Source organism: Vibrio vulnificus CMCP6 (assembly GCF_000039765.1).
GTDB lineage: Bacteria > Pseudomonadota > Gammaproteobacteria > Enterobacterales > Vibrionaceae > Vibrio > Vibrio vulnificus_B.
In genome coordinates this window covers 1,517,914-1,537,984 of record NC_004460.2, presented here as the reverse complement: position 1 = coordinate 1,537,984, position 20,071 = coordinate 1,517,914, and the positions used below count along the sequence as shown (strand labels likewise).

Sequence of the window (20,071 nt, the reverse complement as noted above, 5' to 3'; positions counted from 1 at the left end):
GGCCATACTGCAAGTGAACGCCTTGATACTTTCACCTCAAATATTAGTTGAACAAATACTCAACCAAAGTACTAGAAACCGAACCAATGATCTGACGCACGTTTGTCGCGATATTGACTGCCAAAAATGAGGACTATGAATGAAAATGGAGCCCAAAACGGTCTGATGTTCACTCCCTAAAGCCAGTGAACAAAATTGAGCGAGAAACCATGAAAATAACCCCTTTAGCGACATCGTTTGGCGCCTTAGTTGAAGACGTTCAACTCAGTGCCATCAACGAGCGACAATTTGAGGCGTTGTACCAAGCGTTCTTACATTACAAAGTGCTGTTCTTTCGCGATCAGTTGCTGACGGCAGAACAGCATTTGGCACTTGGGCAACGCTTTGGTGAGCTGGAACCGATCCACCCTTTCTTTCCTCATTTGGCTGACGCCCCGCAAGTGGTGGTGATTGAAACTCGAGAAGGACTGCCACCTGGGGAGAGCTACTGGCACACCGATCTCACTTGGAAAGCGCGCCCCTCAAAATGCGCGCTGCTTCACGCTCAGCACTGCCCACCTTCTGGAGGCGATACGATTTGGACCGATATGGAAGCGGTTTGGCGATCGCTTGATGATTCATTAAAGCAGCAGTTGAGACCGCTGTATGCTACCCATGCTTTACACGCTTTTGAAAACAGCCGTTATGACAACAAGGATGAAGATGGAGAAAGCTACGTGGTGAAGAAATCGCGCGAGTTTCCAGCAGTGCATCACCCTGTGGTAGCGCAGCATCTGGAAACTGGACAAGAGACACTGTACATTAATGAGCAGTTTACCCGTTGTATAGACGGGTTAGAGAAAGCGCAAAGCCAAGCGCTGTTAGAAATGCTTTTTGCCATGGCTCGAGAAGCGAAATTTCAAGTCCGATTCCAATGGCAAGCAAACTCTTTGGCCATTTGGGATAACCGCGCGACACAACACTTTGCCGTGACCGATTATGGCGACCAGCCACGTCGCTTGCACCGCGTCACCATTACTGGTGATGCACCACAAACAACGCAACTTAAGTAAGCTGAACTTAGGTAAGCTGAACTCAGTTAAGGCTAATCGCTTATTGGCGCACCAACAGCATCATCACTTCAGCGTGATCAGTATGCGGGAACATATCGAACCACTGAGCACGTTCGACTCGGTAGCTAGGCAGATGCGCCAGATCTTGCTGCATTGTCACTGGGTTGCAACTGGAGTAAATCAAATACTGTGACGCAAGTTGCTCCAACTGTTCACTCAGCGCTTGCCCCAAGCCACGACGTGGTGGGTTAACCAAAATAAGATCCGCGGCTTGCGTTTGCGCTTGAGAGTACGCCGCCGAATCCAAAGCCGAAAAACGTAAGTTATCAATGCCAAGTTGTTGAGCGGACAGCTTCGCACTGTTGATCGCTTCTTCTTCAATTTCGATGCCGATCACTTGCTCTGCGTGCGGTGCGCAGTGAAGTGCAAAGCCACCAACGCCGCAGAAAAGATCCCACATTTGGCGTGGTTTGAGCTCGGCTACCCAATTGCGCGCAGTGGCGTAAAGCTGGGCCGCCACATGCGGATTGGTTTGGAAAAAGCTTTTTGGTCTCACCACCATCGGCACACCGTTAAATTCTTCCAACAAGTAATGCGCATCGGTGAGAAAGATCTCTTGCTCCCCTTCCAAGCGAGCCATGTGGATCGGCTGAATGTTCGCGCTGATGACGCGAACAGCAGGAAACGCCTGTTGCAACCTCGGCAAGTTGTGGCGAATGCGTTCAAGTGCGGCCTCACTTCTCACCACAAAACGCAACATGAACTCGCCACGAGCCTGACTGCGAGTCAGCAGAACAAACTTAAGCTCACCTTTTTTCTTCACTTTGTTGTACGGTGGAATACCTGATGTGCGGATCCATTCTTGCAGATAGGCAAGCAATTCTTGGCTTTCTTGGGTATAGAGCGGGCAATGGACTAAGGAGATGGGCGTGCCGTCTTGGACACTTTCGATCCCCAACGTGGGTTGATGCGCGGCACCAAGCGCGACCATTTTCGCTTTGTTGCGGCAATGCATTGAGTCACTTTGAACCGGAGCCAACCACGCACTTTGTTCAACATCAGAAAACAAGCTACGCAACGCGTTGTCTTTAGTTTCAAGCTGCTGAGAGTAAGGGGTATTCATGTGTGTGCAAGAAGTGCAGCTCTTTTGCTCAAAATAAGGACAGGACATGGCAATCGCAACCAAAAAAAGAAAACGGCAGTCTATTCTTCTGCCAGTAATTGACCATTCCAATTATTTGTCATTACGATTAATAGGGCTAATAACAAGAGATTCGACATTTTTCATCAGAGCGGATAAAGTTTGTGCACATTTTCTGCTAAGGATTGAGCTATGAACGCTGTTATTGACACTCTGCTTTCCCACCGTTCTATTCGCAAATTTACCGACCAAGCGATAACGCCAGAGCAACTCGACACCATCATTCAAGCGGGACTCGCCGCTTCGTCTTCCAGTTTGCTGCAAGTGGTCTCAATCATTCGCATTACCGATCCAGCCAAACGTCAGCAGCTTGCCGAGCTCGCTGGGCCACAACACTATGTCGAAACGGCAGCCGAATTCCTCGTGTTTTGCATTGATTATCAACGCCATGCCACCCTCAACTCAGAAGTACAAGCGGGCTTTACCGAGCTGACATTGATCGGTGCGGTGGATGCCGGCATCATGGCGCAAAACTGCTTATTGGCCGCAGAGTCAATGGGGTTAGGCGGCGTTTACATCGGTGGGCTGAGAAACAAAGCCACCGAGGTGGATGCGCTTCTCGAACTACCTCCGTTCAGTGCCGTCTTGTTTGGTATGTGCTTAGGCCATCCTGACCAAGACCCTGAACTGAAACCACGGCTGCCCGCGGAGGTCATTCTCCACGAGAACCACTATCAGCCGCTCGATCTCAGTAAAGTAGAGCAATACGATCAAACCATGCTCGAATACTATGGCAAGCGTTCATCAAACCAAAAACAGGCCAGTTGGTCTGAACAAGTAACGGGTAAGCTGGCTGGGGAATCTCGCCCTCACATCTTGCCTTATTTACACAGCAAAGGCTTGGCGACAAAGTAACGCCTCACCGCAGTGACATATCTTAACGACGAAAAGGCAGAACTCAGGTTCTGCCTTTTGCTGTCTAGCCCAATCTTACTTTGGGTTTTGGTGAGCAGTTACCACTTCATTTCACCCATACTCACCTTCGCCCCAATGGTGACGCCTTCATCTGCCGTCAGTAGTGGGTATTGCGCCGTGATCTTTTCAATCAATTGCGTCGAGTTGCTTGATTGCTCTACATAGCGCTGCCAATCCATCACATACTGTTTCGTGAAATCAACCGCCTCTACACGAGGGGGAACTTGCCCTAAGTAATGGCCTGGGATCACACGCTTTGGCTTCAATTGCTTCATACGATCGAGTGATGCAACCCACTCAAGACGTTCCTCTTTGGTTTGGCTATCAGCCATCCAAACATGAATACCACTGTAAGTGGACACTCCACCCAGCGCGGTTTTAAGAGACGGGATCCAGTAATACGCGTTGTGCGTACCCGCTTCTTTTAGCTCAATCTTCTCACCTTCAAGCAAGATGTCGCCGTTGTAGACCTCTGGCACATAAAGCTGGCTTGGCGCACCTTCGCCAAGAATTGGCCCCCAGTAACCGATCTTTTGATCTTTTGTGTGATTGATGTGATCAACGATGGTTGCCGTCGCTTTAATCTTTACTTGAGGAAAGGCTTCCACGATCGGCTGAAGACCAAAATAGAAATCTGGATCGCCGCCAGTAATGTACACCGTGGTGAGTTCTTTGCCCGATTGACGAATCAACTCCACCAGCGCTTTACCTTCGGTAGTACTGAATTGTGCATCGAACAAAATGGCTTCTTTTTTCCCCGAAATCAGCGTCGAGCTGACCGGAAAAATGGCCTTTTCTTGTGGGTTATAAGTGGTCAGTTTCAGTGCAGCCAATGCTGGCTGGCTCAGGGTTGCGAGTACCGCAACGGCAAGTATTTTCTTCATAGAGTTGGCCCTTTGAGTTATCTGTTATCAACGGGCTCTAATGTATTTCGTTTTATTTGCGCGAAATAGCCACACATACACACATCACTAGTGCGAATTATGCACTAATAGTTCACACTCACCGTTTATCGTTTATAACGCCTGCCACAGCGGATCGCTTGCCATTCGCTGACAAATGAAATCAATAAACTGCCGATGTAACGGCGTGATCTGCTTACGGCTTGAATAGACGAGGTAAACCCCTAGTTCATCAGGTTGCCAATCCGGCAAGACGGGCAATAGACGACCTTGTGCAAGATGTGGCGCCACCGCAGCATAGGGCTGCTGGCTGATACCACTTCCATGCAGTGTTGCCGATAACACGATCGTAGAAATATTGGCGGTGATAGGGCCTTGAATATCGATACTTTCTCTGCGGTTATCTCGGGTTAAATACCAACGGTTTTTGCCAAAGTAACTGAAGCTTAAACAACGATGTGCTGGCAAATCGCTGGGCTGCTGAGGATGACCAAACTGTTCAAGATACGCAGGTGTGGCAACAAGGGCACTGCGACACACACCCATTTGCCTTGCAATAAGTCCAGGGGCCAAATCATTGGTAATTCGCACCGCCAGATCCACCCCTTCTTCAATTAAATGGGTACTGCTGTCGGCCACCAGCAGTTCGATCTGTACCTCTGGCCATTGATCGCAAAACGCTTCCACGGCTTGCAACAAGAAATGCTCAATCAAAGAATAGGCCGAAGCAATACGAAGCTTGCCAGAAAGCGTATTGTTTTGCCTATCTCGTATCGCACTCACTTCATTAGAAAGGGACAGCATTTGATAGGCTAAGGCGAGTGTTTGCTCTCCGGCATCCGTGAGACTTTGTTTGCGGGTGGTGCGGTGAAGCAAACGGCTCCCAACCCACTCTTCCAACTCACTAAGATAGCGTGATACCTTGGTTCTCTCGATTTCAAGCACGTTCGCGGCGCCAGACAAACTGCCTTGTTCTGCAATAGCCACAAAGGCTCTAAGAGCCTCTAATCTGTCCATTTCTCACCTCTTTTCGAGAGTATCTACTCTAATCCATTACAATTCATTACATACAACCTTTTATCTCTATTAATCAACAACTTAATCAATAAAAAGTCACATCCACTCACAGACTCATAGATTGCATGAATTAATTATTTCACTACACTGCCCACCGAACGACAACCAAGCATAGATAAAAATAATTTGCGTTAACAATGTCTTAACGCATCGATCTGAGCAATTGGCACAGATTGGATTCTTTTTCTTGGCAACTTTTATATTGCTTACCCAACAATTTGGCTGCACATACGAACCATCAATATTTTGGTCGTGGTGATTTCTCACACATACGCCTTGCGTTACTGCTAGGAAGAGTATCGTCAAATGGGTACAACACAACAAATACTATGATTACTATTACTTCAGATTCACTCAATATCGCTTTAGCGCTTCTTAAAGAAGCGAACTTTACTCGTGACCAGATTTTTTATAACGACGGGGTACACAGCCATCAAGTTCTGGGGCTGAATATTAAATATGAAGATTTCGAAATCGGTGGAATGTATCTCAGACAAGAGACCCGTTACACGTTAGTTTTGCACGCCGCAGACTGCATCGAGTTCTGGTTTGATCGAGAGCAGGTTCGCTTCGAATCACGCAAAATCGTTCTGCCTCATTCTAATGTGGGTCTTCCTTCCGAGCTTGCTCAGCATAACTTTTAAGCCCGAATAGCTTCTGCAGGATAGGCTCTGAGTTATTCTCACCTGTAGAAGCGATAACCCGAACTTCCAAGGAGAGGAAGAACGGGTTATCCATTACTCTCTCTAATCTGCTACGTAAGCGCGTAAAAAGATACGCACAATTTCATTGATGTGCGCCTGTTGCTCTTGCTCATTAGGCTGCGAAAGGTTCGCCACCAATTGCGGCCATAAAAATTGACCGTGAAACAAATTTAACAAGGTGGCCATGATTTGTTGGCTATCGCCAGAGATGAGTCTTCCGTCACTGATGGCATTTTCTATCCATTGTTTGAGTTCTACATCTTTGCCTCCCATCAAGGCTAGGTATCGCTGTGCCAGCTCGGGCTCTCGAATGAATTCACCCACGATCATACGCACCACTGGCAAACCCACTTCACTGTAGAGACAGGTCACTTTGCGCTGCAAGTACGCTTTGAGCTGCGAGTCCAGCGCCACATGAGCTTGATATACAAAAGTGGTGTGCTCATTTTGCTTTTCCACCATGGCATTAATGGCCGCAGTGAACAGCAACTCTTTGCTTTCAAAGTGTCGATAAAGAGTGCGTTTTGAAGTGGATGCTTTTTCACATACACGATCCATGTTGGCGGCATTAAAACCAAATTCTATAAATTCATCTTTGGCGGCCTCAATAAGGGCAAGCCGTTTTTGCTCGGTAACTTTCATAGCCATCCTCTTTCCATTGCCGCTTAGTATAGAGCAAAAATAACAAAAGTATACTTTCAAGTTTACTTGTAAAAAATTAGGTGTATGATCGTCACAAAATGGCGTTCAACGGATGAGAGACCATTGACAGGTGCCTAAACCAAGGCGATGTACAACAATGGCTGAACCACTTATGTCGGTTTTGCTCTATTTATTGATGTTTAACGAATGAAAAAAGCCGTTCTGCTCTCCTTACTGTTTGCTGCTTGCTCCACCCCAACCGTAGCAGACTCCTTTTCACTGCCTATCTGGAAAGAAGACGCAGAAGCGCTTGGTTACACCTTGCCAAAACCGATCGGTTTTAACTTGAGTTACATGACGATGGAGCAAGGTATTAATGTCGATTCCATCGATCTGCAAGGGTTGGACTTCAACTATCTCGATATCGGTTTGGATGCAGAACCCGGACGCCAATATACCGAAGTGCTGACATTACGGGCTGACGTTTGGCTGTTTCCCTTTCTTAACTTGTATGGTTTGGTGGGTAAGCTAGATGGCTATTCGACCACAGACGTCACCTTAACCGCAGGCTTTAACCCCAACAGACCGTTTATCACCCATAAAATCCAAGACTTTCGCTTGGATCTGGATGGCTACACCACTGGCTTTGGCGCTGTGTTAGTCGGGGGATATGAAAACTGGTTTGCGTTGGTGGACGCCAGTTTCACGCAAAGCCGTTTGACCGTCATCGACGGTACCATTGACGCTATCGTTGTCTCTCCTCGTGTCGGTTATGATTTCAATCGCCACGGGACACCGCTGCGTATTTGGGCTGGCGCCATGTACCAAGATGTTGAGCAAACACTCAAAGGTTCGCTTTCCGATCTGGGCTTGCCCTCATCCTTAACCTCACTGCTGCCCAGTGATGCTCGTTTCGAAGTTCAGCAACACTTGCAAACCCCATGGAACCCCATTGTGGGCATGCAGTATCAAATCAATGAGAGTTGGTATCTGCTCGGTGAGTTTGGTTTTGGTGACCGCCAGAGCATGTTCTTCTCAGTCGATCGGAGATTCTAACCCATGAGCAAAGTTGGGTATTGCGCTCTGCTGGCTCTCACCAGTGTCAGTGCCTTTGCAAAACCACAAAGCAGTTGGGTAGATAACCTACTGGAGAAACTGGGTTCCAGCGACACCGTCGATACCAGCAAACTGATCGATTGGGGCGTGTTACCGGGCCCCTTTGTCAACCCAGAGCAAGGGCTCGGTATCGGCATCGCGGCCGTGGGATTGTATACGCCAACGGGCTGGCGATCTGTAGACCCTTATTCCACCTTAACGCTGACTTCCTATGCCTCGACTTCAGGCTCTTACGGGTTAGGGGTTGAAAATCGCACCTATCTTTGTGGCGATCGCATTCGCTTACTGATCGATGGTTGGGTGAGTCATACACCCGGTTATTACTGGGGCCAAGGCGAAAGCGCGGCGCAGACCGACAGCAACAAAACTCAGTACAATGCGCAACGTTACCAATTCAACCCAAAAATCGCTTATGAGATTGCGCCAAGCGTCTATCTCAAAGCGGGATGGCACTGGCAAACCTACCAAGGGGTGACCGTTGACGATGAGACACCCGTAGCCAAAGCGCTGAGTAATGGCAGAAGCAGCGGCATGTTGCTGGGTATGGAATACGACAGCCGCGATTTTGAACCCAATCCGGAAATGGGCAGCTATTGGAATCTTGAATGGAGTGACTTTCGCCGTCAGTATGGCAGCGACACCAACTACCAACAATGGTTGATGAATGTACGCCATTATCTGCGAGTTTCTTCGCAAACCATTGTGGCGATGGAACTCTATAGCCAAGCGTTTACCGGTGACGTGCCTTGGTACGATCAAGCCATGCTGGGCGATGACCAACGGATGCGCGGCTACTATCAAGGCCAATATCGCGATCGCAATCAGCTCTCCACCCAAGTGGAGGTGCGCCATAGCATTAATCAACGTCATGGGATGGTGGCTTGGGTCGGCGCAGGCACCATTGCCCCTCACTACAACGAGTTGCTCGAACAATCTTGGCTCCCCACCGTTGGTATCGGTTATCGTTTTGCCTTCAAAGCGCGTATCAATGTCCGCGTCGATATGGGATTTGGCAAAGAGAGCAGCGGTTTCTATTTTCATGTCAATGAGGCGTTTTAGAAAATCATGATGAAAATGAACAAAACAACTCTTCTTCTGTTACTCGCCAGCTTCTCTTCCTCGGTGTTTGCCGAAGTTGATGCCCCCGTGGGCGTGCGCCCGTGTTGCGCCTTTGGTTACGACTTAAAAGCTCAGTTGGGGGGCATTCCCGTCCCGTTCTTTTCGGTGGGTAACGTGGTGGACGCCGACAAAATTGGCCAGCACCGCTACAACGATGGCTCACAATCCGTGTCGGGCAATTTGCTCGGTCTGGGCGATGAAAGCAACGGATTAATTTTTACCCAACACGCTGGCTTTATTGATACCGCCCACGTTCGAGACACCGCGGATTACACCTTCTATCTCTATCAAGAAAATCTCGCCCATCTTGGTCAGGAATATCAGGTTGAGCTCAAACAAGAGCTGCGTGTGCGGCAGATCCATTGGCAGCCTCAGTTTCAGGCTGAGTCTCTCAGTCAAGCCGAAAAAGTACAACGCAGTGCTGAAGCGGCTGCGTTCATCGCCTTCCAATTAGCGCAATGGCATGAAATTGCCCAGTGGTTTGGTTTGATGTCCGTCGGCGGCTTCGACGAGTTAGCGTCGGCCTTCTCCCCAGAAGATCTCTACTCCAACATGCTTGGCGCTCAACTGGCGAAACAGGTGATTCTTACCAACCCAACCTTGGATAAGAAAACCTTCTCTAAAAACGTCGATCGCGCCCTGCAAGAACGCCTGAGCGAATTCAAAGCACAATCGAAAAAGATCACTCAACAGAAGATTGAAGCGCTCGATGGGCTGTGGTGGGACAGCGCACGTCGTTTGCCTGACAAATGGCTGCTGCTCAAGCGTGACTACCATCTAGGTTACACCCTTCAGCCTAATTACCCGGGAAGCGAGCATACTCTGTCACTCAATGAGTACTTTTCTGATGGTAGTCCGATTTCCGATTGGGTCAATCTGAAACTGATTGCCAGCGACGAGGAGAAACACTTTTCAGCCTTGCCTGATACCTTAAAAAAAGTGCAAGTCTGGACGCATCAGAACTTTGCGAGTTTGGCCGATTTTGCTTATCAGCAAGATGCTCGTCATCACCCTAAGTCATTCTCTCCTCAGGTGGGTGAAGAGTAAGCAAGTGCATAACTTGCGCTTGTTTATGCAAAATCAAGAGGCATATGCATAGCGATTATCATCTGGTAAGAATTGATGGGTTTGTTTATCTATCGATAAAAAAGATAAACAACCTAATTCAACAGATAAATATTCTAGCTTAGTTTGTTATCACCTTGTGAATATACTAAATTTTCAGGTGATATAGATCACATCTATTAATCCAATTCATCAATTTACTTTTTTATTTTTAGTGGACACTGCTACCCTGCTGCTCCCCTTGAACTGAACTCAAGGTGCATAACTATAAGGAGTGTTCATATGAATACCAAGAAACCGATGTCGCTAACCGGCCGTGTAATTCTTGGCATGGTTGCGGGTATCTTGACAGGATTCGCGATTCGCGCGCTATTTGCTGACAATGGATTTGTTGACGCATACATCGTAAATGGACTTTTTGAAGTCGGCGGTAAAATCTTTATTGCCAGCTTAAAAATGCTTGTTGTACCACTGATTTTTGTTTCGCTTGTTTGTGGTACCAGCTCACTTAAAGATATCTCGACCCTAGGTCGCATGGGTGGTAAAACCCTGGCGTTTTATATCACCACCACCGCCGTTGCTATCACGCTCGCTCTGACCATGGGCACGGTATTCCAACCTGGAGCAGGTGCAGATCTCACCGCAGCAAGCTCGTTCAAATCGGCAGAAGCACCGTCATTGGGTCAAGTGATCATCGATATGTTCCCGACCAACCCAATCAGTGCGATGGCCGAAGGCAAAACGCTTCAAGTGATCGTCTTCGCACTGCTGTTTGGTATTGCCATCAGTGCAGCTGGTAAACCGGGCGAACGCATTGCGGCGATCTTCTCTGATCTTAACGAAGTGATCATGAAGCTGGTTGCGCTACTGATGAACCTCGCCCCTTACGGCGTGTTCTTCTTGATGGCGAAACTGTTTACTGGCCTAGGTTTGGGCGCAATCATCAATCTAGGTGAATACTTCCTAGTGTTGACGGCAACGCTGCTCATCCATGGTTTGGTCACTTACAGCTTGATGCTAAAAGGCTTCACTGGCCTAAGTCCATTGACTTTCTTGAAGAAAATGGAAGATGCCATTATGTTTGCCTTCTCAACGGCCTCCTCGAATGCCACCATTCCAGCCACCATGGAAACGGTTAAAAACCGCCTAGGCGTAGACAACAAAATCGCCTCGTTCACGGTTCCGTTGGGCGCAACAGTCAACATGGATGGTACGGCCATCATGCAAGGTGTGGCGACCGCGTTTATCGCTCAAGCATTCAACATCGACCTCAGCATGGGTGACTATGTGATGGTGATCCTCACCGCAACATTGGCGTCTATCGGTACTGCTGGTGTTCCGGGCGTTGGTCTGGTCATGCTGGCGATGGTACTCAACCAAGTGGGTCTGCCACTGGAAGGTATCGCGCTGATCATGGGTGTCGACCGTCTACTGGATATGATCCGCACTGCCGTAAACATCACCGGTGACGCGTGTGTGTCAGTGATTGTGGCGAAATCAGAAGGTGCCTTAGATCTTGAACGCTTCGCCGATCCAAAAGCAGGTGAAAAAGAAGAAGAAGTACACCTAAAACGTGCCGACGCTTAATCAGCGATTACATCGTTAATAGGCACGAATAAACAGCGAAAATAAACCCCGTGGAGCGAACGCTCTACGGGGTTTTTGTTTGGGGTCACCCTTACCTTGAGGCCATCAACGGGCTATGCATGCACCATGCGTTGTTGGAGGTATTCAATAAAGGTTTTGATCTGCTGCGGCACATATTTTGACTGCGCATATTGCGCCAAAATCTGCCCTTGATAATTACCGCCGAGGTGCCAGTCACTGAGTAACTCGGTCAACGCTCCCGACTCAATATAAGAACGAATCGCAAACTCAGGAAACACCGAAATACCCAATCCTCTCAGCACCGCTTCACGACGAATTTCACTGTGATTGACCGCAAATGAGCCCTTCACGTTCACCGAGATTTTTCGGCTGCCAATGGTAAAATCCCACACCCTATCACGCGGATTTTCTCCCAAGCACAAACAGTTGTGCCCCACTAAATCATCTGGATGATTCGGCGTGCCTTGCTGCTGCAAATAGTCTGGGCTTGCACACAGCACCAAACGGCAACGACCTAAGCTACGAGCCACCAAACCTTCGGTTGGTTTGTCAGTGATTTGGATGATTACGTCCACCTCATCGCCTATCGGGTCGATATAGTGATCCGCGACTTTCAGTTGCAGCGCCACTTTGGGGTGTTCAGCAATGAAATCGAGCACCAGCGGCATCAATACTTGGCGAGATAACGCTTTCGGCGCTGCAATGCGAAGTGAGCCAGACGCTTCACTTTTGTCCGTTTGCGCTGCGGAAACCGCCATTTTGGCCGCATTGAGCATATCACTGCACAGGCTATAGACTTCTTGCCCCGTCGCACTTAACCGCATTTGTCGCGTCGTGCGCTCAAGCAGTTTCTTTTCCAGCACATTTTCCAAGCGCGTTATCGAGCGACTGACCGAAGACGGCGACACACCGAGCTTTTGCGCGGTTTTCGAAAAACTGCCAGATTCGACGACATTCACGAAAATGGCCATCTCAGAAAGCAGTGGAATTAATCTATTCGTGTCCATGGCGCAATTATCCTTTGCATTTTCACTGTATTGTTCCGTTGAAGTTACTTATAGATACTAATTAAGTCAATTGACATTAGTCAGACAACATCAAGGACAGAGAGATGAAGAAAATCAGAAGTATTGAGGATGTACAAAACGTCGCGAGCCAAGCCAAACATGTGTTGACGCTCTTTAGCGGCGGCTTAGATAGCTCTTACTTGCTCGAGATTCTTAAAAACAGCCGCGCAAAAGTCACGGCGGTGGCCATCGATCTTGGCGATGACATCGAAGAATCCAAACTCAAGCTCATCACCGATCATTACGGCTTCGATTTAAACATCCTCGATGCAAAACAGGAATTTGTTGAACACAGCCTCTTTTCTGCCATACAAGCACAAGCGCTTTACCTAGGTGACTATCCGGTCAGTTCCTCACTCTCTCGACCAATCATTGTTAAAAAAGCGGTCGAGCTGGCACAGATCCTCAGTTGTGACGCCATCATCCACACCGCGAATCAGTCGCAAAACAGCTTACGCCGTCTCAATGGCGCGATTGAACGTTCAGGCTACCAAGGGTTCTACGGTTCACCGTATGAATATTCCGCCATCAGCCGCGAAGAAAAAGCTCAGACGCTATTTCACTCCGGTTTGGTTGGCTTTAAATCTCGTAATGTCAGTGGCGATTCCAATTTATGGTGTCGCGAGTTTGAATCCGGCATCTTGGACGATCCGGAAAACTTCACCCTCGCCGATTCGCTTTTTACCTGGTCGCGTTGGCAACCAGAGCACCATCTTGAAGGCGACAGCATCAAGATCGGTTTCAAACAAGGTTATCCGGTTACCTTAAATGACAAACCGATAACCCTACTCGAGTTAATAGCGTTTATTAACAACCACGTTGGCGCGTATGAGATAGGTCGTTATGTAGGGTTCGACCATCTCGATCAAGACGAAAAAGTGTTAGAGGTGCGCGAAGCACCCGCTGCTATGCTCTTGATGAAGGCTTATAAGTTGCTGGAAACGGCCACTTTACCTACCGATGTTCTCAAAGCCAAAGCATGGCACAACGAAACGTGGACTCAAGAAGCGGTCGAAGGTCGCTTCGGTAGCCTGTTGCAAAATGCCAGCTATGCGTTCATCGCTCACACTGCCGAGCATGTCTCTGGCAGTGTCCTCTTTAAACTTTCCCGAGGTAATGCAATCGCCACCAGTATTGTTGCAGATAATGCACGATACCTACGTGATCGCGACAATTGGGAGATAAACGTGGCGCATGCCCGCAGTATGCGCTCGGTTCAACTTGAACCGACATCTGATAAACAGCATCAAGTCGCGTAACGGAGGCGCAGATGACAATGACAGAAAGCACGACTCATAAAACCAAGCAGAGCGTTCTTCCCATTTCGCAACAGCTGAAAAAGTACAAATACGTCTTTATCAATGGACGACAAATGACGTTATTGCTCAGCACTCATGTTGGCGAAGTGATTCGATTCAAAAACTGCTGGAACCAACTAGAACGCGATCGCTATATGGCGGATGGAGGGACGTATCGCTACCGCCGCTATGGTCAATTTACCAAGCTCGCACGCAGCAAAGAGATCGTGATGATGCCGCATGAACCGTATGTTCAGCCCTCTTACATCAACACGCTCAACGGAGGCGTGGAAAGACACTTTGAACCGCTGACGGATCGCTTCGTCACCTCGCCTGTTTTAGAAAAGTTGCTCAATATGATGAGCGAAATCTATGACGACGTCGAAGGCGAACCGCAAAACTGGAATATCCGCTTGCACCCTTATCGCATTACCGCAACGGAAGCCGAAGCGGGCGAACCAACGCCTGAAGGGTTGCATCGTGATGGCGTGACTTATATCGCCTCGATGATGATCAACAAGATCAATGTATCCGGTGGCGAAACCCGCCTCACCGATGCTAATAAAAATGAGCTCGAGCGCATCACGCTCGATAAAACCTTCGACATCGTCATGGCGGATGATGCCGCTACGATGCACGAAGTCTCGACCATTACCCCCGCGAGCCGTGAGACCTCAGCCTCTAGGGATGTACTCGTCATCGCTTTTACAAAAATGGAGAAATAACATGACTACAGCGACGAGTTCGTTAAAAAAAGGGAGTTTTAAGTTTCCCCTCACTGAAACACTGCTGCTGTTAGTGGCCGTATTTTGGGGAACCAGTTACGGGCTCACCAAAAGCGCTCTAGTGTATACCAGCGTTTTGCTCTTTATCTCGATTCGTTTCTCGATCACTTTCCTGTGTATGCTACCTGTCGTGATTCGAGACTTTCGCCAAGGACTCAATAAGGACTGGAAGATTGCCATACCTACCGGCTTTATCCTCTCGGCGATTTTTTTCTGCGAAGTGTTTGGGGTTTCACAAACCTCTGCATCCAATGCCGCATTTTTGATCAGCCTCACCGTTATCCTAACGGCGTTTGCCGAGCTGGTGATCAATAAAAAGCGCATCAGCAATACTTTATTGGCTCTCACTGTGTGCAGTGTCATCGGCGTACTCTTGCTCACCAGCGAGCAAGGCATCGAGCTTTCGCTCAACACTGGTGACTACTTTATTTTAACTGCAGCACTGCTGCGTGCCTTAATGGTCACTATGACCAAACGTTTCACCGAAGGCAAAGCCATCACCACCTCAACGCTCACCTCTCTGCAATCTTTCGTGGTGGCCAGTTGTGCAATCGTCGGTGTATTGGTGTATGTACCAGCCGCAGAGATTGTACTGCCCGTCTCACTCGAATTTTGGCTCACCGTGGCATACCTCGTGCTGTTTTGTACGCTGTTTGCGTTCTACGTGCAAAACTATGCCGTGCGCAGAACCTCACCGACTCGCGTTTCACTCCTCATGGGCAGTGAACCGCTCTTCGGCGCCATTTTCGCGATGGTGTGGTTACAAGAATCCCTCACCGCGCTGCAATTGCTCGGTGGCGCACTCATCCTGTTTAGTGTGATTGTCACCTCGACTCGGGATAACTGATCGGGTTCCCCCTCTTTGAATCCATCACTTTAAGACAAACCAAAGCGAGCCTCGGCTCGCTTTGGTTTATTTGGCTCACTATGAGCCTAGACATTATCAACTTGCGCATAACCAGGGAGCTAGGTGAAAGCAACAAGCATCGGTTACTGAAAATGAAGTTCTCTTTGTAACCATTCCTTGAAAGCGTTAATCCTTAACACACGTGATGACGAAGGATCACTGATCACGGAAATGCGAACGCCAGGTTTGAGCCCGATGTTAAATGGCTTGACCAACAAGCCGCGCTCGACGAAATCGGCGGTAATGCTCTCTGTCGCCAAGCAGGCACCATGACCCTCAACAACGGCATTAATCGCCATATCGAACGTACTGACTTCCATCCATTGGATCCCTTCACGCTTGGCCTGAACATTGGCACAGTGAAACCATTGATCCCAGTTGAAGGAGGTAGAGTTAAAGTCAATCAGCCAACAGCGTAGCAGTTGTTCTGGCTCAGTAAACTTCATGGATTCTGCTAACTGTGGTGAGCAGTAGGGAAAAATGGCCTCTTCAAATAACGTCTCTTGCTCAAGCTCAAGATGCTCAACGGTGTCATCACCTTGCCAAATAAGCACATCCGTTTCTGTGTGGCGGATATCAATGCCCTTAGCGTTTTGCACACGAATAGGTACATGAGGGAATTCCATGGTGAATTTCCACAATCTAGGCATTAACCAGCGAGTCGAAAACGAGCGAGGGGCACTAACATTCAACACGCCTTCAAGCGGTTCGTTTTGAATTCGATTGAGCCCTGTAACAATGTTTTTGAAGCCATCATTCACATGTTTTTGCAGGATCTGACCCTTATCGGTGAGATGCATTTCTCGCCCACGACGAACAAACAATTTGCACCCTAAACGATCTTCAAGCTGGCGTAATTTTTGGCTAATGGCGGCTTGAGTAACATGCAGCTCTTCGGCCGCTTTGCTGTAACTTTTTAGCCGCGAGGCCGATTCGAAAAAACGCAGTGCTGAGAGATAACGCAGTCGATTGTCCATAAGCTGAGGTTATAGTTCCTTTAATAAATCGTTGTTCGTAACCCATTTTGTTTGCCTTGATAATAGCGCTATCTGATAAGTAATCAAGGAAATCGCCATGAAACTAGCGAGATACATCAACATCAAGAAAATACTTAATATATTGAAATTTAAAATAATAATTTCAAGTTTAAGCAAAAAAGAAAAGTGTACGACCACCATGAGTGACCATCTCAAGAAAGACATCGGGCTAGAGTGTGATGAGAAAGACAAATCACACCACTCTAGGTTTTTATAATGTGAACTAATTTACTAATGAAGATGAAACATTCATCCAATTAAAGAGAAGCGGTTTTGTATCCAATGCCCTTCTCAGCAGGAGCAAGTAAAAGCTACTCACTGCTCTCAAGAAAACGTGTGAGCTGCTCTTCATCGACAATCTCTAAACCGTTTTCTCCTTTGCTAACAAGGCCTTTGTCCATCAGCTCTTTGACGGCACGACGGTAAACGCGGCTTGAGGTGCCAAAACGTTCTGCTTCTTGGTTGACCTTATCAAATCCACCGAGCATGACTGGGCGCTGCTTTTGCTGCAATAAATCAAAAGCGATGTTGTACGCAATGGGGTGAAGCAAGCGGCTGGTGTAGATCTCCATCGAATCTTGATAATCTTCCGCCAGTGCAGAGGCAAAAAACACCATCATTTCCGGCTGCTGCTCTAATGCTTGAGCCAAACGATGAATGCAAATAAGGTCAACTTGCAGATGTTCGTCAGCCGTAACCGTCCATTGACAAGGCGTTTGCGTAAAGAACTCCATTTCACCGAAAATATGGTCATCGCAGTTCGCTTCTCCGAGCTGAAAACGTCGACCATTGGCCGCTATGATGTTCATAGAAACGCGCCCCACTGGCACAACAAACAGTTGTTCTAGCTTTTCCCCCTGACGGAGGATCTCAGTCCCTGCATCAACATAGTAACTGCTGACTTGGCAACGGTAGATCAGCTCTCGAAAAGCTTTGCTCTGCTCTGCTAAATAGGCAGAAAAACGGCCTGTTGCGGAAGGCGTGATTCTCATGTTTCACCTCTGTGATGCGTTATGGGAAGAGTACGTTTCCTTGGCCAAGATGTCATCTTTTTACAGAGAGTTTGGCGCTCTTGCGTTATCACTGATGCAACGAGTTTTGATCGTGTTGGCTTGAATCGTACCTTGCGAAGAGCTTGAGAACGGGGCATGCCCTATCTAAGGTATATTTAGTGGTGAAATTCATATGCCAACAATTGCTTAAAATGTTATAAGACAAATCCACAGACATCACCATGAAATAGCGAAGGATGGCAATAAAAGGCCAAATAATAGAATGGAATGACGAAAAAGGTTACGGGTTCATTTCTGCCATTGGTGGAGAACTGAAAGTATTCTTTCATATTTCTTCCGTCACAAATCGTGGCTATCGCCCCAAAATAAAAGACAATGTCACTTTCAACGTGGCTGAAGACAAAAAAGGGCGCTTCAACGCTGAAAATGTTGTCGTTCTTGGTGTGCATGGCTTCCCTTTTACCGTTTTGTTTGGTTTTAGCTTTTTCGTTGCAGCAACCGCCTCCGTCGTCCTATTCGATGGGCCAAAAATTCTCATCCCATTGTATGTAGTGTTGAGTATGTTCACCTATCTGATGTTTGCTAAGGATAAACAGGCAGCGCAGGATGGTCGCTGGAGAACACCTGAAAGCACCCTGCATCTCCTCTCATTACTCGGTGGTTGGCCTGGAGCGCTATTAGCTCAATTTCTGTTGCGACACAAATCGAAAAAACAGCCTTTCAAATTCATTCTATGGCTGACTATCACTCTGAATATCGCTGGTTTTCTTTGGTTATTTACCGAGTCAGGTCGACACCTTGTTCAGGTAGTTTTTGGTGCTTTTTCACTTTAGGGGATTTTCACTCTAACGCCGTGAGCCAATCGATTTCAAACAATCGATTTCAAACAATCGATTTCAAACAATGGTCGTGATTGGATAGCAATAAGCATCACTGACATTTGGCTCTGCACTCACAAGTTTTTCCAAACGAAAAACGGCATCCGAAGATGCCGTTTTCTATTATGAGCAAGATGGTTGTCTATTGGCAGGAAAGCGCGGTTAAAGCCGCCAATGACGCACGTTTTTCGCCCGCCATCATGGCATCATCATCATTCACGTATTGGCTTACCCCTTCTTTAACATCTTGCTGATAGCGCACGACATTATTCAGCACAGAAGCCACGTGCAATCCACGTAAACGACCCACCGTAAACAACGCCGAAGTTTCCATATCGGCTCCCAAGATGCCTTTTTTGTTCCAGTATTGGCACAAAGTTTCTTCATCATCGGTATAGAAGCTGTCGTGAGAACGCACGACGCCCATATGGTAGGGCACCGCTTGCGTTTGCAAATAGCCATCCAACCCTTTGAGCAAGCTAAAACTGGCATAAGCAGGATAAGCCGCATCAATGTAGGCTTTTGAGCCCCCTTCATCGCGCACCGCCCCTTCCGCTACGATCAACTCACCCAGTGCGATGTTCGGTTGCATCGCCCCTGCCGAACCAACACGAATGATGTATTTCGCGCCGCATTGCTTGAGCTCCTCAACGGCAATAATCATTGATGGAGCACCAATACCCGTACTGCAAACGGTGATGGCTTTACCTTGAAACTCACCGTTAAAAAGGCGGTATTCGCGGTTCTCTGCAACCAGTTCGGCGTTTTCCAGTAACGCCGCAATTCGGTTAGCGCGATCCGGCTCGCCACACACGATCACTCGCTCTGCAACTTGCGTTTCATCAACACACAGATGAGGTTGTTTACTCATGCGACTGCCTCATCGGCCGATTTTTCTGACTTCTGCTGCGTCGATGCTTGGTTGCGCTTCGCCGTACGAGCCCATTCACGCGTGCCATTCGCAGCAATGAACATCAGGATCGCGTACTGCAGTGACATCGCATACACACCTTGCATGGCATAGATGCCCACACTAATGATGTTGATCACCACCCAAAGCACCCAGTTTTCAACATATTTTCTGGTCATGAGGATTTGCGCCACGATGGACAATACCGTCATGGTCGAATCCCAGAATGGGAAAGCGTCGGGCTCCAATACTGGCTCAGCAAGCCCAGCGCCGAACACATTCATGGTGTCCACTGCGATATTTGCCAATGCGAAGAAAAATGGGTCGATGTACACGGTCAATAACGCAATCGCACACACGCAGAGGCCCGCAGTGATCACCATTTTCTTTTGGCTCAGCCAGCGCACTTCCAGCAAATCCCCTTCGGCATTCGGTCTTGTCCATGCATACCAGCCATAAACGTTAGCACAAAAGAAAAACAGCTGTAGCAAAAGCAATCCGTATAATTGAATTTGGAAGAAGATCACCGCAAATAGCGTCACGTTAATCAAACCAAATAGATAGTTGATGGTTTTTTCTTGGCTGGCAAACCAAATGCAAAGCAAACCAAAAATGGTCCCAATGGCTTCAATCCAGCTCATCGCATAGCCATCACCAATCGGAATATTCACAAGCGTATTATTGATATCAAATAGGGAGAACAGCTCCATATTAGGTCCTTTTTATCGAGTGTTATTGGATAGAAAGATGGTATATCCCGCAGCAAGCAAAAAGG

General features: G+C 47.9%; 20 protein-coding genes. 11 read left to right on the top strand and 9 right to left on the bottom strand.

Going from position 1 to position 20,071, the window contains the following annotated elements:
• Positions 1 to 185: 185 nt before the first annotated feature.
• On the top strand, positions 186 to 1,052 hold the full coding sequence (locus VV1_RS21630; RefSeq protein WP_011082272.1) for a TauD/TfdA dioxygenase family protein: 867 nt from the start codon (positions 186 to 188) through the stop codon (positions 1,050 to 1,052).
• Between the two features lie 40 nt (positions 1,053 to 1,092).
• Here the strand turns inward: VV1_RS21630 and rlmC are convergent, their stop codons facing one another.
• Positions 1,093 to 2,223 carry a 23S rRNA (uracil(747)-C(5))-methyltransferase RlmC gene (gene rlmC / locus VV1_RS21625; protein WP_011082271.1) on the bottom strand — a complete coding sequence of 377 codons (1,131 nt, stop codon included), beginning with the start codon at positions 2,221 to 2,223 and terminating at the stop codon, positions 1,093 to 1,095.
• A gap of 162 nt (positions 2,224 to 2,385) precedes the next feature.
• On the opposite strand from rlmC, the gene nfsA reads away from it, so the two are divergent.
• Complete coding sequence (gene nfsA, locus VV1_RS21620; RefSeq protein ID WP_011082270.1) at positions 2,386 to 3,108, top strand: oxygen-insensitive NADPH nitroreductase; 723 nt, start codon at positions 2,386 to 2,388, stop codon at positions 3,106 to 3,108.
• Between the two features lie 98 nt (positions 3,109 to 3,206).
• Here the strand turns inward: nfsA and vmh are convergent, their stop codons facing one another.
• Both vmh and VV1_RS21610 read right to left on the bottom strand, forming a co-directional pair.
• The gene (vmh, locus tag VV1_RS21615; RefSeq protein WP_011082269.1) at positions 3,207 to 4,052 is read right to left on the bottom strand and encodes an MBL-fold metallo-hydrolase Vmh; all 846 of its coding nucleotides are present in this window, start codon (positions 4,050 to 4,052) and stop codon (positions 3,207 to 3,209) included.
• A gap of 132 nt (positions 4,053 to 4,184) precedes the next feature.
• Positions 4,185 to 5,087 carry a LysR family transcriptional regulator gene (locus VV1_RS21610; protein WP_011082268.1) on the bottom strand — a complete coding sequence of 301 codons (903 nt, stop codon included), beginning with the start codon at positions 5,085 to 5,087 and terminating at the stop codon, positions 4,185 to 4,187.
• A gap of 389 nt (positions 5,088 to 5,476) precedes the next feature.
• Between VV1_RS21610 and VV1_RS21605 the strand changes: the two genes are divergently transcribed.
• A complete protein-coding gene (locus tag VV1_RS21605; RefSeq protein WP_011082267.1) occupies positions 5,477 to 5,791 on the top strand; it encodes a hypothetical protein in 315 nt (104 codons plus the stop codon).
• A gap of 102 nt (positions 5,792 to 5,893) precedes the next feature.
• On the opposite strand, the gene VV1_RS21600 is transcribed toward VV1_RS21605, so the two are convergent.
• Positions 5,894 to 6,493: a TetR/AcrR family transcriptional regulator gene (locus tag VV1_RS21600; protein WP_193387272.1), complete on the bottom strand. Its 600-nt coding sequence runs from the start codon at positions 6,491 to 6,493 to the stop codon at positions 5,894 to 5,896.
• A gap of 207 nt (positions 6,494 to 6,700) precedes the next feature.
• On the opposite strand from VV1_RS21600, the gene VV1_RS21595 reads away from it, so the two are divergent.
• The 4 genes from VV1_RS21595 to VV1_RS21580 all read left to right on the top strand — a co-directional run bounded on the left by VV1_RS21595 (position 6,701) and on the right by VV1_RS21580 (position 11,380).
• Entirely contained in the window at positions 6,701 to 7,549 is an 849-nt protein-coding gene (locus VV1_RS21595; protein ID WP_011082265.1) for a hypothetical protein, read from the top strand.
• 3 nt (positions 7,550 to 7,552) lie between these two features.
• Positions 7,553 to 8,668, top strand: coding sequence for a BamA/TamA family outer membrane protein (locus VV1_RS21590; RefSeq protein ID WP_011082264.1), 1,116 nt, complete (start codon positions 7,553 to 7,555; stop codon positions 8,666 to 8,668).
• 6 nt (positions 8,669 to 8,674) lie between these two features.
• A complete protein-coding gene (locus VV1_RS21585; RefSeq protein WP_011082263.1) occupies positions 8,675 to 9,775 on the top strand; it encodes a DUF4056 domain-containing protein in 1,101 nt (366 codons plus the stop codon).
• Between the two features lie 300 nt (positions 9,776 to 10,075).
• Entirely contained in the window at positions 10,076 to 11,380 is a 1,305-nt protein-coding gene (locus VV1_RS21580) for a dicarboxylate/amino acid:cation symporter (RefSeq protein ID WP_011082262.1), read from the top strand.
• A 113-nt stretch (positions 11,381 to 11,493) separates the two neighbouring features.
• Here the strand turns inward: VV1_RS21580 and VV1_RS21575 are convergent, their stop codons facing one another.
• Positions 11,494 to 12,408, bottom strand: a complete 915-nt coding sequence (locus VV1_RS21575; RefSeq protein WP_011082261.1) for a LysR family transcriptional regulator — start codon at positions 12,406 to 12,408, stop codon at positions 11,494 to 11,496.
• Positions 12,409 to 12,512: 104 nt separating this feature from the next.
• On the opposite strand from VV1_RS21575, the gene VV1_RS21570 reads away from it, so the two are divergent.
• The 3 genes from VV1_RS21570 to VV1_RS21560 are packed head-to-tail and all read left to right on the top strand — an operon-like array spanning position 12,513 to position 15,398.
• Positions 12,513 to 13,727, top strand: a complete 1,215-nt coding sequence (locus VV1_RS21570; RefSeq protein WP_011082260.1) for an argininosuccinate synthase-related protein — start codon at positions 12,513 to 12,515, stop codon at positions 13,725 to 13,727.
• 11 nt (positions 13,728 to 13,738) lie between these two features.
• Complete coding sequence (locus VV1_RS21565; protein ID WP_011082259.1) at positions 13,739 to 14,491, top strand: 2OG-Fe dioxygenase family protein; 753 nt, start codon at positions 13,739 to 13,741, stop codon at positions 14,489 to 14,491.
• A 1-nt stretch (position 14,492) separates the two neighbouring features.
• A complete protein-coding gene (locus VV1_RS21560) occupies positions 14,493 to 15,398 on the top strand; it encodes a DMT family transporter (RefSeq protein ID WP_011082258.1) in 906 nt (301 codons plus the stop codon).
• A gap of 143 nt (positions 15,399 to 15,541) precedes the next feature.
• Here the strand turns inward: VV1_RS21560 and VV1_RS21555 are convergent, their stop codons facing one another.
• The gene (locus VV1_RS21555) at positions 15,542 to 16,435 is read right to left on the bottom strand and encodes a LysR substrate-binding domain-containing protein (RefSeq protein ID WP_011082257.1); all 894 of its coding nucleotides are present in this window, start codon (positions 16,433 to 16,435) and stop codon (positions 15,542 to 15,544) included.
• A 371-nt stretch (positions 16,436 to 16,806) separates the two neighbouring features.
• Positions 16,807 to 17,487, bottom strand: a complete 681-nt coding sequence (locus tag VV1_RS21545) for a Crp/Fnr family transcriptional regulator (RefSeq protein WP_011082256.1) — start codon at positions 17,485 to 17,487, stop codon at positions 16,807 to 16,809.
• Between the two features lie 257 nt (positions 17,488 to 17,744).
• Between VV1_RS21545 and VV1_RS21540 the strand changes: the two genes are divergently transcribed.
• Positions 17,745 to 18,341, top strand: coding sequence for a DUF1294 domain-containing protein (locus tag VV1_RS21540; protein WP_011082255.1), 597 nt, complete (start codon positions 17,745 to 17,747; stop codon positions 18,339 to 18,341).
• Between the two features lie 187 nt (positions 18,342 to 18,528).
• Here VV1_RS21540 and VV1_RS21535 read toward each other — a convergent pair whose 3' ends face one another.
• Both VV1_RS21535 and pnuC read right to left on the bottom strand, forming a co-directional pair.
• Positions 18,529 to 19,257 (bottom strand): nucleoside phosphorylase, encoded by a 729-nt coding sequence (locus VV1_RS21535; protein WP_011082254.1) that lies wholly within the window; start codon positions 19,255 to 19,257, stop codon positions 18,529 to 18,531.
• The gene (pnuC, locus tag VV1_RS21530; RefSeq protein ID WP_011082253.1) at positions 19,254 to 20,006 is read right to left on the bottom strand and encodes a nicotinamide riboside transporter PnuC; all 753 of its coding nucleotides are present in this window, start codon (positions 20,004 to 20,006) and stop codon (positions 19,254 to 19,256) included. Before pnuC ends, VV1_RS21535 begins: the two co-directional genes overlap by 4 nt.
• Between the last annotated feature and the right edge of the window lie 65 nt (positions 20,007 to 20,071).

What these genes read in the sequence shown, in the direction of transcription:
- VV1_RS21580 (WP_011082262.1), top strand. Translation starts at nt 10,076, where the DNA reads ATGAATACCAAGAAACCGATGTCGCTAACCGGCCGTGTAATTCTTGGC.
- VV1_RS21555 (WP_011082257.1), bottom strand. Translation starts at nt 16,435, where the DNA reads ATGGACAATCGACTGCGTTATCTCTCAGCACTGCGTTTTTTCGAATCG.
- VV1_RS21590 (WP_011082264.1), top strand. Translation starts at nt 7,553, where the DNA reads ATGAGCAAAGTTGGGTATTGCGCTCTGCTGGCTCTCACCAGTGTCAGT.
- nfsA (WP_011082270.1), top strand. Translation starts at nt 2,386, where the DNA reads ATGAACGCTGTTATTGACACTCTGCTTTCCCACCGTTCTATTCGCAAA.
- VV1_RS21600 (WP_193387272.1), bottom strand. Translation starts at nt 6,493, where the DNA reads ATGAAAGTTACCGAGCAAAAACGGCTTGCCCTTATTGAGGCCGCCAAA.
- VV1_RS21560 (WP_011082258.1), top strand. Translation starts at nt 14,493, where the DNA reads ATGACTACAGCGACGAGTTCGTTAAAAAAAGGGAGTTTTAAGTTTCCC.
- pnuC (WP_011082253.1), bottom strand. Translation starts at nt 20,006, where the DNA reads ATGGAGCTGTTCTCCCTATTTGATATCAATAATACGCTTGTGAATATT.
- VV1_RS21535 (WP_011082254.1), bottom strand. Translation starts at nt 19,257, where the DNA reads ATGAGTAAACAACCTCATCTGTGTGTTGATGAAACGCAAGTTGCAGAG.
- VV1_RS21605 (WP_011082267.1), top strand. Translation starts at nt 5,477, where the DNA reads ATGATTACTATTACTTCAGATTCACTCAATATCGCTTTAGCGCTTCTT.
- VV1_RS21585 (WP_011082263.1), top strand. Translation starts at nt 8,675, where the DNA reads ATGATGAAAATGAACAAAACAACTCTTCTTCTGTTACTCGCCAGCTTC.
- VV1_RS21540 (WP_011082255.1), top strand. Translation starts at nt 17,745, where the DNA reads ATGGCAATAAAAGGCCAAATAATAGAATGGAATGACGAAAAAGGTTAC.
- VV1_RS21595 (WP_011082265.1), top strand. Translation starts at nt 6,701, where the DNA reads ATGAAAAAAGCCGTTCTGCTCTCCTTACTGTTTGCTGCTTGCTCCACC.
- VV1_RS21575 (WP_011082261.1), bottom strand. Translation starts at nt 12,408, where the DNA reads ATGGACACGAATAGATTAATTCCACTGCTTTCTGAGATGGCCATTTTC.
- VV1_RS21565 (WP_011082259.1), top strand. Translation starts at nt 13,739, where the DNA reads ATGACAATGACAGAAAGCACGACTCATAAAACCAAGCAGAGCGTTCTT.
- vmh (WP_011082269.1), bottom strand. Translation starts at nt 4,052, where the DNA reads ATGAAGAAAATACTTGCCGTTGCGGTACTCGCAACCCTGAGCCAGCCA.
- VV1_RS21545 (WP_011082256.1), bottom strand. Translation starts at nt 17,487, where the DNA reads ATGAGAATCACGCCTTCCGCAACAGGCCGTTTTTCTGCCTATTTAGCA.
- VV1_RS21610 (WP_011082268.1), bottom strand. Translation starts at nt 5,087, where the DNA reads ATGGACAGATTAGAGGCTCTTAGAGCCTTTGTGGCTATTGCAGAACAA.
- rlmC (WP_011082271.1), bottom strand. Translation starts at nt 2,223, where the DNA reads ATGTCCTGTCCTTATTTTGAGCAAAAGAGCTGCACTTCTTGCACACAC.
- VV1_RS21570 (WP_011082260.1), top strand. Translation starts at nt 12,513, where the DNA reads ATGAAGAAAATCAGAAGTATTGAGGATGTACAAAACGTCGCGAGCCAA.